The organism is Hydrogenophaga sp. A37, from assembly GCF_002001205.1.
GTDB lineage: Bacteria > Pseudomonadota > Gammaproteobacteria > Burkholderiales > Burkholderiaceae_C > Hydrogenophaga.
On record NZ_MUNZ01000048.1, the window covers coordinates 1 to 12,749 of the forward strand.

12 protein-coding genes are annotated in these 12,749 nt (G+C 67.6%); 7 read left to right on the forward strand and 5 right to left on the reverse strand.

Features of this window, described 5'->3' with window-relative positions:
• Window positions 1–3: 3 nt before the first annotated feature.
• Window positions 4–900, forward strand: coding sequence for a helix-turn-helix domain-containing protein (locus B0E41_RS01105; protein WP_253194524.1), 897 nt, complete (start codon window positions 4–6; stop codon window positions 898–900).
• 21 nt (window positions 901–921) lie between these two features.
• On the opposite strand, the gene B0E41_RS01110 is transcribed toward B0E41_RS01105, so the two are convergent.
• From B0E41_RS01110 to B0E41_RS01120, 3 genes are all read right to left on the reverse strand, one after another.
• The gene (locus B0E41_RS01110; protein ID WP_077327905.1) at window positions 922–1,614 is read right to left on the reverse strand and encodes a hypothetical protein; all 693 of its coding nucleotides are present in this window, start codon (window positions 1,612–1,614) and stop codon (window positions 922–924) included.
• Between the two features lie 118 nt (window positions 1,615–1,732).
• Window positions 1,733–3,949, reverse strand: coding sequence for a malate synthase G (locus B0E41_RS01115; RefSeq protein ID WP_077327907.1), 2,217 nt, complete (start codon window positions 3,947–3,949; stop codon window positions 1,733–1,735).
• Between the two features lie 31 nt (window positions 3,950–3,980).
• Entirely contained in the window at window positions 3,981–4,679 is a 699-nt protein-coding gene (locus B0E41_RS01120) for a haloacid dehalogenase type II (protein ID WP_077327909.1), read from the reverse strand.
• 119 nt (window positions 4,680–4,798) lie between these two features.
• Between B0E41_RS01120 and B0E41_RS01125 the strand changes: the two genes are divergently transcribed.
• From B0E41_RS01125 to B0E41_RS01150, 6 genes are all read left to right on the forward strand, one after another.
• Complete coding sequence (locus tag B0E41_RS01125) at window positions 4,799–6,016, forward strand: CaiB/BaiF CoA-transferase family protein (RefSeq protein WP_077327911.1); 1,218 nt, start codon at window positions 4,799–4,801, stop codon at window positions 6,014–6,016.
• 17 nt (window positions 6,017–6,033) lie between these two features.
• Window positions 6,034–6,954, forward strand: coding sequence for a hydroxymethylglutaryl-CoA lyase (locus B0E41_RS01130; protein WP_077327913.1), 921 nt, complete (start codon window positions 6,034–6,036; stop codon window positions 6,952–6,954).
• A 140-nt stretch (window positions 6,955–7,094) separates the two neighbouring features.
• Window positions 7,095–7,469 carry a DUF4189 domain-containing protein gene (locus tag B0E41_RS01135; RefSeq protein WP_290440825.1) on the forward strand — a complete coding sequence of 125 codons (375 nt, stop codon included), beginning with the start codon at window positions 7,095–7,097 and terminating at the stop codon, window positions 7,467–7,469.
• Window positions 7,470–7,628: 159 nt separating this feature from the next.
• Window positions 7,629–8,597 carry a LysR family transcriptional regulator gene (locus B0E41_RS01140; RefSeq protein ID WP_077327918.1) on the forward strand — a complete coding sequence of 323 codons (969 nt, stop codon included), beginning with the start codon at window positions 7,629–7,631 and terminating at the stop codon, window positions 8,595–8,597.
• Window positions 8,598–8,718: 121 nt separating this feature from the next.
• Window positions 8,719–9,495, forward strand: coding sequence for a trypsin-like serine protease (locus B0E41_RS01145; RefSeq protein ID WP_171984629.1), 777 nt, complete (start codon window positions 8,719–8,721; stop codon window positions 9,493–9,495).
• A gap of 35 nt (window positions 9,496–9,530) precedes the next feature.
• Window positions 9,531–10,343: a trypsin-like serine protease gene (locus tag B0E41_RS01150; RefSeq protein WP_077327922.1), complete on the forward strand. Its 813-nt coding sequence runs from the start codon at window positions 9,531–9,533 to the stop codon at window positions 10,341–10,343.
• Here B0E41_RS01150 and B0E41_RS01155 read toward each other — a convergent pair.
• Both B0E41_RS01155 and B0E41_RS01160 read right to left on the reverse strand, forming a co-directional pair.
• Window positions 10,333–11,142, reverse strand: a complete 810-nt coding sequence (locus B0E41_RS01155; RefSeq protein ID WP_216350716.1) for a carbon-nitrogen hydrolase family protein — start codon at window positions 11,140–11,142, stop codon at window positions 10,333–10,335. The two genes, B0E41_RS01150 and B0E41_RS01155, sit on opposite strands and share 11 nt — an antisense overlap.
• A gap of 24 nt (window positions 11,143–11,166) precedes the next feature.
• The coding region (locus B0E41_RS01160; protein WP_077327928.1) for an NAD(P)/FAD-dependent oxidoreductase at window positions 11,167–12,749 on the reverse strand (1,583 nt) is incomplete at its 5' end.

The window sequence follows — 12,749 nt, forward strand, 5'->3', positions numbered from 1 at the left end:
CTTCTGCCCCCGTCGCACGACTTCGACACCGCCCTGCTGCCCAGTGGCACGCTGTGGCAGCCGCGCGCGTCGCTCATGGCCTGCGTGCGCGGTGCCATGGTGCGCAGCACCGTGGGCGCCACGCTGAGCGACGAGCAGCGCATCAACCACTTTCCCGCCACGCCGCTGTGCAGCCTGAGCTGGTGGTTCGAGGGCAGCAGCGTGGTGCTCCAGGGCGCTCGGCCCGACCACCCCGGCGCCCTGACGGACACCCGCGGCCCCATGCCCGGCCGCTGGGTGCTGACCGGGCCGCAGACCCGACCCGGCGCGAGCTGGTGCCCGGGGCCGGTGCACGCCATGATGGTGATGCTCATGCCCGACGCGCTGCACCTGATGACGGGGCTGGAACCTACGGACCTGATCGACCGCTTCGTCGATGCCAGCACGGTGCTGCCGCCTGCGTGGATCGCCATGTGCCAGCAGGTACAAGCCGCATCGGACGACGCGCAGCGCATGGAACGGCTGGAAGACTTTCTGGAGCCGCGCTGGCAGGCCTGCCGGCCCGTGTTGCCGTTGCAAGGGCACCGCTACGCCGACTGGTCCTTGCACCTCGCGCAACGCGCCGCCGCCTCGGCGCCAGGCCGCAGCCTGCGGCAGCTGGAGCGGCGCATCAAGCGGTGGTCTGGTCTGCCGTTGCGAGAACTGCGGGGCATGGGACGCGCCGAGCAGGCCTTTTTCCGGGTCGTGCAGGCCCAGACAGAAGGCGTGGTGCATTGGGCCCACATCGCTGCCGACAGCGGCTACGCCGACCAGTCCCACCTGTGCCGCGAAACCCGGCGCATCACCGGGTTCAGCCCAGAAGTCCTGCGCGACGGCATCGCGCGCCACGAGAGCTTCTGGGCCTACCGGCTGTGGATGTGAGCGTCGCCGCGCAACGCTGGCTCAGCGCATCGCGTCCAGCACGCGTGCGATCTCGCCTTTGCAGGCCGTGCGGTTGCGCGCATATTCCTGCGGCGTGTCGATCTCCCGGTGCAGTTGCAGCGTGTGGTCCATCTGGGCCCTGACCCAGGGCAGCCACTCGTCGCGGATGTGCCGGGTGAAGCGCTCTTCGAGCTCGGCAGGCGTGCCGTAGTACACCTTGTTCCCGAAGGACGACAGCAACCCCTGGCGCATGCGCGCGGCCGTGTCGTCCAGCGTGTGCTGGTTCACCTTCACATGGCGCATCTCGTGCTCGGTGATGTGGCCGTGGGCGCAACTGCCCTCGGGGAATTCGCTGGCGACCGACACCACGTGCGGGTCGAGGCTGAGCGTGACGACGATGTGGGGGCGGGCGCAGGCCAGCGGCTCGTTCGGGTGGGTCAGCGAGGGGCTGCGGTAGTTGATGGCGGTGCCCAGCCGCATCTCGGTCAGCCCCAGCGTACGGGATTCTTTGTGCGGTAGCTTTTGCACGCTGGTGAGTTCAGCGATGCTGCGGTGGTTGGTGAAGCGGAGGGGCGCAGGTGCCGTCTTCACCTCTATGGCCGTGGGCGGCAGGCGGGACTCGCAGGTGGCTTTCCAAGAGGGCGATTGGGCCTGGGCGAACGGGGCCAGGGCGCACAGGCTGAGCAGGCCGGCGATGGATCGGGAAACGTGCATGCGGCGATTACACCCGACAACGGAACGGCGCCCGAAGGCGCCGTTGTGCAGAGTGGGTGGCTCGCGAAGAGCCCTCACCACTGCCCTCTCTCAGAGGGAGAGGGGGAAATGCGGGATCTCAGGCTGCCGCTTTGACTTTCAGGCGCCACGCATGCAGCAGCGGCTCGGTGTAGCCGCTGGGCTGGGCCAGGCCCTTGAACACCAGGTCGCAGGCGGCCTGGTAGGCCATGCTGGTCTTGAAGTTGCCGGCCATCTTTTGGTAGAGCGGATCGCCCGCGTTCTGCTGGTCCACCACAGCGGCCATGCGTTCAAACGTCTCGCGCACCTGGGCCTCGGTCACCACGCCGTGACGCAGCCAGTTGGCCATGTGCTGGCTGCTGATGCGCAGCGTGGCGCGGTCTTCCATGAGGCCCACGTTGTGGATGTCGGGCACCTTGGAGCAGCCCACGCCCTGGTCGACCCAGCGCACCACGTAACCCAGGATGCCCTGGGCGTTGTTGTCGAGTTCCTGCTGCTTCTCGGCGTCGGTCCAGTTCGGATTGCCGGTCACGGGGATGGTGAGCAGGCCGGTCAAAATGTTGTCGCGCTCTTTGGCGGCGTCGATTTTTTCCAGGTCCTTTTGCACGTCGCTCACCAGCACCTGGTGGTAGTGCAGGGCGTGCAGCGTGGCGCCGGTGGGGCTGGGCACCCAGGCGGTGTTGGCGCCGGCCTTGGGGTGGGCGATCTTCTGCTCCATCATGGCCTTCATCAGGTCGGGCATGGCCCACATGCCCTTGCCGATCTGCGCCTTGCCGCGCAGGCCGCAGGAGAGGCCCACCAGCACGTTGTTGCGCTCGTAGCTCTGGATCCAGGCGCTGGCTTTCATGTCGCCCTTGCGCACCATGGGGCCGGCCAGCATGGCGCTGTGCATCTCGTCGCCGGTGCGGTCGAGGAAGCCGGTGTTGATGAAGGCGACGCGGCTGGCGGCGGCTTCGATGCAGGCCTTGAGGTTGACCGAGGTGCGGCGCTCTTCGTCCATGATGCCGAGCTTGACGGTGCTCTCGGGCAGGCCCAGCACCTTCTCGACACGGCCAAACAGTTCGCCGGCAAACGCCACTTCGCGCGGACCGTGCATCTTGGGTTTGACGATGTAGACCGAGCCCTTGCGCGAGTTGCGGATCGCGTCCTTCTTCGTGCGCTTGAGGTCGTGCATGGCGATGGTGGTGGTGACCATCGCGTCCAGGATGCCTTCGGGGACTTCCTTGCCTTCCGCGCCCCACAACACGGCCGGGTTGGTCATCAGGTGGCCGACGTTGCGCACGAACATCAGCGAACGGCCGTGCAGGCGCACGCCCTTCTTGCCGTTGGGTGCGGTGTATTCGCGGTCGGCGTTGAGGCCGCGTGTGAAGCTCTTGCCGCCCTTGCTCACCTCTTCGGTCAGCGTGCCCTGCAGGATGCCGAGCCAGTTGCGGTAGGCCAGCACCTTGTCTTCTGCGTCCACGGCGGCCACGGAGTCTTCCAGGTCGAGGATGGTGGAGAGTGCGGCTTCGACCACCAGGTCGCTCACGCCAGCGGCGTCGCTCGCGCCGATGGCGGTGGTGCGGTTGATCTGGATCTCCAAGTGCAGGCCGTTGTGCTTGAGCAGCACGGCGCTGGGTGCCTTGGCATCGCCCTGGTAACCGATGAACTGGTGCTTGTGTTCGAGCTTGCTGGTGCCGCCTTCGGCCAGACCCACGACGAGCTCACCGTCCTTGTTGACCTTGTAGCCGGTGGAGCCGACGTGCGAACCCTTCTTCAGCGGGGCGCAACGGTCGAGCACGTAGCGCGCGTATTCGATGACCTTGGCGCCGCGTTTGGGGTTGTAGCCGCCTTTCTTGCCCTTGGCCACTTTGCCGCAGCCCTTGTCTTCGCTCAGCACGTCGGTGCCGTAGAGCGCGTCGTACAGGCTGCCCCAGCGCGCGTTGGCGGCGTTGAGCGCGTAGCGCGCGTTCAGGATCGGCACCACCAGCTGCGGGCCGGCCTGCGTGGCCAGCTCCTCGTCCACGTTCTTGGTCGTGGCCTTGACCTTCTTGGGCACGGGCACGAGGTAGCCGATGGTCTCCAGGAACTTGCGGTAGGCCACCATGTCGCGGATGGGGCCAGGGTTGGCGCTGTGCCAGGTGTCCAGCTCGGCTTGCAGGCGGTCGCGCTCGCCCAGCAGGGCGGCGTTCTTCGGGGCCAGGTCGGCCACGATGGCGTCAAAGCCTTTCCAGAAGGTGTCGCGCTCCACGCCGGTGCCGGGCAGCACGTTGGCGTTGATGAACTCGTACAGCTCGGTGGCGACCTGCAGGCTGTGGATGGTGGTGCGTTGCGTCATGGTGGGCTCCGTCGGGAAAAAGAAAAGGAAATCAGTTGAAAAAAGAGAGCACGTCGCGCAGGTTCTGCGCCGTGCGCGTGGGCTGTGTGCTCAGTTCTTCGAACGGCAGATTCTGCCGGTTCACCCACAGCGTCTGGTAGCCAAACCAGGTGGCGGCCAGCGCATCCCAGGCGTTGCTGCTGACGAACACGATCTGGCCGCGCGGCAGGCCGGTGGCGGTTTCGCCCAGCGCGTAAGCATCGGGGTGGGTCTTGTACTTGCGGATGCCGTCCACGCTGATCACGTGGTCCAGCAAACCATCGAGCCCGGCGCTGCGCACGGCAATGCCCAGCATCTCGGGTTCGCCGTTGCTCAGGATGCCGGTGACGATGCCGCGTTCGCGCAAGCCCTGCAGCACGGCGCGGTTCTCGGGAAAGGCGCTCAGGCTGCGGTACTGGTTCATCAACTGCGTCGCACGGGCTTCATACGCCGGCCAGTCGGCGCGCGCCGCCGGCTCGATCAGCTTGATGGCGTAGGTGAGGGCGCTTTGCGTGAGGGCCCAGAACGGCCGGTAGTGCGCGCCGTGGTCGCTGGTGGTCACCAGGCGGGTGTACTCGATCTGCTTGTCGCGCCACACCGTGGCCAGCCGCGCGCCCTGGCCGGGAAACAGCTGTTCCGCGAGCAAGCCCACGCTGTACACATCGAACAGCGTGCCATAGGCGTCAAACAGGACCGCGCGAGGTTTTTGCATGCCTGAACTGTATTCGGAACTTTGCAGTTGATTTGTTGACCGTATGGCGATTGATCAGTGACTTTTAAGGTGGTAATTGGCGAGGTGCACGGCCCCCCGTCAGCACGGACAATCACGGCATGCCTGTGTCCCATCCCCCTTCCGACCTCCCGTCCCATTTGCCGCTGACCGGCCTGCGCGTGGTCGAGTTCAGCCACATGGTCATGGGCCCGACCTGCGGCATGGTGTTGGCCGACATGGGTGCCGAGACGATCAAGGTCGAGCCCATCGAGGGCGACCGCACCCGCCACCTGCTGGGCTCGGGCGCGGGCTTTTTCCCGCTGTTCAACCGCAACAAGAAAAGCATCGCCATCGACCTGCGCCAGCCCGACGGGGCTGAGGTGGCGCGCCGGCTGGCCGCCAGCGCCGACGTGGTGGCCGAGAACTTCAAGCCCGGCACCATGGTCAAGTACGGACTGGACTATGCCGCGCTCAGCCAGGTCAACCCGCGCTGCATCTACATCAGCCTCAAGGGCTTTCTGCCCGGCCCCTACGACCACCGCACCGCGCTCGACGAGGTGGTGCAAATGATGGGCGGCCTGGCCTACATGACCGGGCGCCCCGGCGACCCGCTGCGCGCGGGCACCAGCGTGAACGACATCATGGGCGGCATGTTCGGCGCCATCGGCGCGCTGGGTGCGCTGATCCAGCGCGGCATCACGGGCAAGGGCCAGGAGGTGCAGAGCGCGCTGTTCGAGAACAACGTGTTCCTGGTCGGCCAGCACATGCTGCAGTACGCGATCACCGGCCAGGCCGCCGCGCCCATGCCCGAGCGCATCTCGGCCTGGGCGGTGTACGACGTGTTCACCGTGAAAGACGGCGAACAGATCTTTCTGGCGGCGGTGAGCGATACGCAGTGGGCCACCTTCTGCGACGCGCTGGGGTTTGCCGACCTCAAGGCCGATCCGCGGTACCCCGACAACAACGCCCGGGTGAAGGCGAGACCCCAGTTGCTGCCGGTGCTGCGCGAGCGGCTGGCCCACCGCAGCGCCGCCGATCTGGCCGCGTTGTTTGAACGGGTGGGCCTGCCCTTCGCCCCCATCCGGAAGCCAGAAGAGCTGTACGAGGACGAGCACCTGCTGGCCACTGGCGGCCTGGCCGACATCACCTTGCCGGACGGCGCGCGCGCCGGCCAGACCGCCAAAACCACACTCTTCCCCTTCACCATGGACGGCCAGCGCCTGGGCGTGCGTCTGGACCCGCCGACCATGGGCGCGCACACCACCGAGTTGCTGCACGGGCTGGGTTATGCGGCGTCCGATGTCGAGCGCCTGCGCGCGCTCGCGGCGGTGGCCTGAACCCGAGGTCTTCCACCATGAGCACCACCCCCGACGTTCACATCAGCGAGGTCGGCCCGCGCGACGGCCTGCAATCCGTCAAGGCGGTCATGCCCACGGCGGACAAGTGCCGCTGGATCAGCGCGCTTGCTTCGGCCGGTCTGCGCGAGATCGAGGTCGGTTCGTTCGTGCCCGCGCACCTGCTGCCGCAGATGGCCGACGTGGCCGGGGTCGTGCGGCACGCGCTGACGCTGCCGGGCCTGCGCGTGATGGCACTGGTGCCCAACCGGCGCGGGGCGGAAGCCGCGCTCGCCGCCGGCGTGCACAAGCTCACCCTGCCCGTGTCCGCCAGCGAAGCGCACTCGCTCGCCAACGTGCGCAAGACGCGCGAGCAGATGGTCGAAGAGCTGCGCAGCGTGGTGGCGTTGCGCAACGAGGCCGCGCCCGGCGTGCCGGTGGAGGTGGGCCTGTCCACCGCCTTTGGCTGCACGCTGCAGGGCTCGGTGGACGAAGACGAGGTGATCGCGCTGGCGGTGGCCTGCGTGCGGGCGGGTGTGGACGAGGTCGGCCTGTCCGACACCACGGGCATGGCGCACCCGACGCAGGTGCGGCGCCTGTTCACCCGGCTGCGTGCCGAGCTCGGCGAGCGCGCCGGCGCGGCCCACATGCACAACACGCGCGGCCTGGGCCTGGCCAACTGCCTGGCCGCTTTTGACGTGGGCGTGCGCAGTTTTGACAGCTCGCTCGGCGGTCTCGGTGGCTGCCCCTACGCGCCGGGCGCCAGCGGCAACGTGGTCACCGAAGACCTGGTCTTCATGTTCGAGGCCATGGGCGTGAGCACCGGCGTGGACATCTCGACGCTGATCGCCGCGCGCGAACCGCTCAAGGCCGGCCTGCCCGGTGAGCCGGTCTACGGCATGACGCCTGAGGCCGGTCTGCCCAGGGGCTGGCGGGGCTGAACAGCGGCGAGGGCTGGTGCGGCCTTGCTTTTGGGGGTGGAAATACCCTCTGGGCTGGAATAGACTCTTTCCAGCGGGCGCGTGTTGCGCTCTCATCAGTGACATTTTTTAAGGGGTAGGGAATGAAAGCATCTCGATGGATGGCGTGTGGTGCAGCGGTTTTGGCATCGCTGTTGGTGGCCGCGTGCGGTGGTGGTGGTGAAAGCGACGGGTACGGGGCGATTGCGGTGAGCAACTCCACCGGCCGAGTCGCCATGGCTTCAGAAGCCCTGACGCAGTCAATCGCCAATGACGAAGCCCGCGACGAGTGCGATGCCGGCGACTGCACCGTGGTGCTGCAGTTCGAAGAATGCGGCGCGATCTCCTCGGGGCGCACCAGTGGCGGTGGGTTTGTATACGGCGTGGCGGCCAGTGGCACGGCGTTTGACGCGCAGTCTGCCGCCAACAACGCATGCACCGCCAAGGGCGGCGTGGGGTGTGCCACGATCCCCAACCTGCCGGCGCTCTGCAACTGAGCGTCGACCCACAGCGGCAGCGCGGCCACCCGCTCGCGTTGCCGTCTTCCGATTCGCCCGGTTCCTCCGAGTTCGAATCGGGAATGAGGCGGTTTTGGTCAAAAATCTCCCCATGAACGCCGTTGATTGCCTTCTTTTGTTGAGGTAATCTGCGGCCCCATGGACAAGCTCAAGCAGCTCGAAACCTTTGCTTCCGTTGCCACCCGGGGCAGCCTCACCGCCGCCGCCAAGGCCGAGGGCGTGGCCCCGGCCATCATTGGCCGCCGGCTCGATGCGCTCGAAACCCGCCTGGGTGTGAAGCTCCTGGTGCGCACCACGCGGCGCATCACCCTCACCCACGAAGGCAGTGCCTTTCTCGAAGACTGCCAGCGCCTGCTGACGGACCTGTCCAACGCCGAGGCCAGCGTCAGCGCCGGCGGTGTCAAGGCCAGCGGACACCTGCGCATCACCGCGCCCGCCGGCTTCGGCCGCCGCCATGTGGCGCCATTGATCCCTCACTTTCGCGAACTCCACCCCGAGGTGACGATGTCGCTCAACCTCAGCGACCGGGTGGTCGATGTGGCGGGCGAGGGCTACGACTGCGCGGTGCGCGTGGGTGACCTGCCCGACTCATCGCTGGTGAGCGTTCGACTGGCCGACAACCGGCGCCTGTGCGTGGCCACGCCAAAGTACCTGCAACAGCACGGCCGCCCCCAGACCCCGGCCGATCTCACGCGGTTTGATTGTCTGGTGCTCAGCAGCGATGCCTCGCAGACCCGGGGCTGGGCGTTTTCCATGCCGGCCCGCGCCTCGACCGCTGAAGGCGCCGAACGCGAGATCGTTCACCTGCGCCCGGGCGGCCCGCTCGACTGCAGCGATGGGCAGGTGCTGCACGAGTGGTGTCTGGCCGGTTATGGCATCGCCTGGCGCAGCACCTGGGAGGTTGAGGCCGACATCGCCGCTGGCCGCCTGGAGGCCGTGCTCGAAGAGCACGCCGCGCCGCCCAATGGCATCTATGCCCTGTTTCCTCAGCGCAAACACCTTGCGCTCCGGGTGCGGCTGTGGATCGATTTCCTGAAACACCACTATGGCCAGGCCGACTTCTGGGCCGGCGTGGGCCGACCGCAACAGTGTGACCGTGGCGTGTGAGCTGGCGTCCTTGCCCCTCAAGGCGCCACACATTTGGCGGTACATTGCCAACTTGGCAGGGACGCCACCGTGTTTGTGGAACCGTCCCGTTGCTTTCACAACAGGGGTAGACATGAACCGAATGAGCAGGTGGCTGCTGGTGTTGACGGCAGCGGTGGTGGTCGCCGCTTGTGGCGGTGGTGACGATGAGGAGACGCTTCCCAGCGCGGCCGCGCTGTGCGGCAGCATCGGGCTCACGCCCAAGGTGCTCAATGGCGCCGACTGTGGCCAACCCGAGTTGTCGCCGGTGATCTTGCTCAACGTGATCGGCAGTTCGGGCGGTGCGACGGTCTGTTCCGGCACGCTCATCGCCCCCAACAAGATCCTGACCGCGGCCCATTGTTTGCCCGCAGGCACCAGCCGGGTGCTCGCCGGCCTCTGGAGTGCGGACGGCACCGTCGTGGGCATCCGCGCCAGCAGCTGGGCGGTGCACCCGCAGTACACACGGGGCGCGGCGGTGCTGGTGAACGACGCGGCCGTGGTGGTGTTGCCCCGAGGGCTGCCCAACCCGACCATGGGCGTGCTGGTGAGCGAGAACTCGGCGCCGGGGCAGTCGGTGTTCGTCTCTGGCTGGGGCGCACCTGGCTTTGAGCTGGCGGTGGGCTACGCCCGGCTGACCAAGGTCAATGACATGAGCGTGGGCTACACCTACGAGGGCAAGTTGAGCAACACCTGCAACGGCGACTCCGGCGGGCCGGCCTACCGCGCGATCGGCGGGCGCCAGGGCGTCGTGGGCATCACCTCGTCCGGCACGGTGACCGACTGCGGCAAGGGCGATGACTCGCTGTTCACCAACGTTCAAAGCCCGGCGGTGATCAACTTCATCCGCACCCAGGCGCCCGAAGCGGCCTACTTCTGAGCGGTCATCGATTCAACAACAACAGGGAAGTTTCCATGCGAAGAGTGAACAAGTACGGCGTTCGGGCCGTCGGGGTGGTGGCTGCGTCGCTCGCGGCGGTGCTCGCGGGCTGTGGGGGTGGTGGAGGCCCCGAGCCGGTGAACCTGGACCCCACGGCGCTGTGCAACAGCGCGGGCGCTCAGCCCAAGGTGGTCAACGGTGCCTCGTGCGTCTCATACACGAGCACGCCCGTGGTGTTCTTGCTGATCGTCCGTAAGGGAGGCACACAGGTGGCGTGCTCGGGTACCCGCATATCGCCCACCCACGTGCTCACGGCGGCCCATTGCCTCAGCGGGCAGCCGGTGGGGGTTGCCGTGGCCAATTTCAAGTCAGACACCAGCGTCAAGGGGCTCTCCGCCAGAGGATGGGTGCTGCACCCGGCCTACGACGGCTCGAAAGGGCCGTTCCCGAACGACGTGGCCGTGGTCACTTTTCCCGCGGGCCTGCCCAACCCCACCATGCCCATTCTGGCCAGCCAGCCGGCAGCGGCCGGGCAGGCGGTGTCGTTTGCGGGTTGGGGCCAGCCCACAGGTGACCTGGCGGTGGGCGCTGCCAACCTGGCGGAGGTCAACGCGCAGAGCCTGAGCATCAAGTTTGACGGCAGCCAAAGCACCACCTGCCCTGGCGACTCGGGCGGGCCGATGTACCGGATGCTGGAGGGGGGTGCGGCGGTGATCGGGGTGGCGTCCAGCGGCCCTTCAACCGCCTGCGGGCAAGCCTCCACAGTGAACGCCTATTTCACCAACCTCCAGACGCCCACGGTGCTCGAGTTCATCCGGGCGAACGCGCCGGGAGCGGTCATTCTTTGAGGGTGAGCGGCTGGTAGAGCGCTGGTCGGCGGTGCGGCAGCTGGCTGTGCCGCCGGGCCGACTCCAGATGGTCCTGCGAAAGGGCGACCACGAGCAAGGCTTCATTCCGCCCGGCCGTCACCAGGGGTTCGCCTTGAGCGTTGGCCACCAGACTCAGGCCCCCATAACGGGTCGGGCCTTCACTGCCACAGGCGTTTGCATACCCCACATACAGCCGGTTCTCGCAGGCGCGGGCGGGAACGAGGGTGTTCTGCACCTCGTCGAAGCCCACCATGTTGGCCGTGGGCACGAGCACCGCGTCGGCGCCCTGCAGCGCGAGCCCGCGCACGGCTTCGGGGAATTCCACGTCGTAGCAGATCAGCAGGCCCAGTTTCCAGCCTCGCCATTCGAAGACCTGTGACGCGGCATCGCCCGCGCTGAACTGCGCGCGGTCCATGTCGCCGAAGAGGTGGGTCTTGCGGTAGTTCATCGGTCGTGAGCCGTCGGGGGCGATGAACTGAGTGGCGTTGAAGGGCTTGCCGGCAGGGTTCTGCTCGGGGTAGCCAAAGACGATGGCGATGCCGTGGCGCTGCGCGATGGCGGCCACGGCTTGCGCCAGCGGGCCGTCGCTCGGCTCCGCCAGTGCGGCCACTCGCTCGGGGCCGATGGCGTAGCCCGTGAGGCCCATCTCGGGCGCGATCAGCAGGTGGGCGCCTTGCGCGCTTGCCTGTGCAGCGGTGACGCCCAGCCGTTGCAGCGCCTCGGCTTTGGTGGGTGTATAGCCGGTCTGCCAGAGGGCGAGGGTCAGGTCGTCTTGCATGCCGCGATCTTGTGCCCGAAGGCTTCAGTCCGGCAAGGTCACCGGGCCGATGGCCGGGAACAGCTCGCCCGGCCCGGGGTTGTCCGCCGGGCACTGGCCACCCAGTTGGTGAACGATGCCCCACACCGCGTTGAGCGAGGTCTGCACCGCGCCCTCCACCCAGGCGGGCGTGAACGACACGTCGTCGCCCGCGAGGAAGATGCCGCGCTCGGCGGGCGGCAGCGCGTCCTGCATGAAGTGGCCGTACATGCGCTGGTTGTAGCGGTAGTGGCCGGGCAGGGCGCCCTTGAACGCGCCGAGGAAATACGGGTCGGCCTCCCACGAGATGGTGATCGGGTCACCGACGATGTGGCTGGCGATGTCCACGGTGGGATAGATCTTCTTCAGCGCGTCCAGCGCCAGCTGCACGCGCCGCGCGGGCGGGTGCGGCAGCATCTTGAGCGCGTCGCTCATCCAGGCGTAGCTGAGGCAGATCACCGCCGGTTGGTCCGGCCCGTTGTCGAACAAATAGGTGCCGCGCGTGAGGCGGTCGGTGAGCGTCATGCTCATCGTGTCGCGGCCGGTCGCGGGGTCCACGTCTTTCCAGAACGGGCGGTCCACCATCACGAAGGTCTTGCTCGACTGCATGTAGCGCGTGCGGTCCAGCGCCATCCAGAGCTTCTGCGAAAACAGGCTTTCTTCCACCGCGATCTGCGTGGTGAGCAGCCAGCTCTGGCAGGTCACGAGCACGGCCGGGTGGTCGCGTTGTGTGCCCCAGGCATCGGTGATGGTGAGCTGGCCGTTGGCGGCTCGCGCGATGGCTGTGACACCAGGTCGCGTGGCGCCGCCGTGCAGGCTGGCGAGCGAGGTGCCCTGTGGCCAGTGGGTGATCTGCTCGGGTGCGTGCGCCCACAGCCCCAGCGGCACCTGCTGCACACCGCCCACGATCAGGTGTTGGTCTTCGTCACAACCTGTGAGCACCACGCGCAGGATCTCCAGCATGGTGTTGGGGAAGTCCGAGTCCCAGCCGCCGGTGCCGAAGCCCACCTGGCCGAACACCTCGCGGTGGCGGAACGAGAGCTTCGAAAAAGCTTCGGACTGCGCGATGAAGTCGTAAAACGTGCGGTCGTCCCACAGCGGCACCAACCGGTCCCACAGGGCTTTCAGGCGCGGCACGTCACGCTCGCGCAGCGCCTGCTGCAGGTCACCGAAGCCGACTTCGGCGAGCGCCTCGCTCCAGGCGTCGGCCACCTCGGTGAACAGCGGCGGCAGCTCGGCCAGCGAGCGCGCGTAGTGCGTCTGGCCTTCGAGGTCGATCACGGTGCTGCCCGCGGCGGGCGTGAGCGGGTTGGGAAAGGGCTGGGTCTGGAGGCCGAGCAGGTTTACGTAGTGGTAGAAGGCCGTGCCCGACGCCGGGAAGCGCATGCCGCCCAGCTCGGCGATCACGCCTTGGCCACCCTCGAAGGGTTGCGAACGCAAGCGACCGCCTATGCGCGAAGCCTCGTAGACCACGGGCTTGAGGCCCAGCCTCATCAGTTCATAGGCCGCCACCAGCCCGGCGATGCCCGCGCCGACGATGGCCACCTCGGTGCCGTGCGCGCTGGCCGGCAACGTGGCCAGGCCCTGCG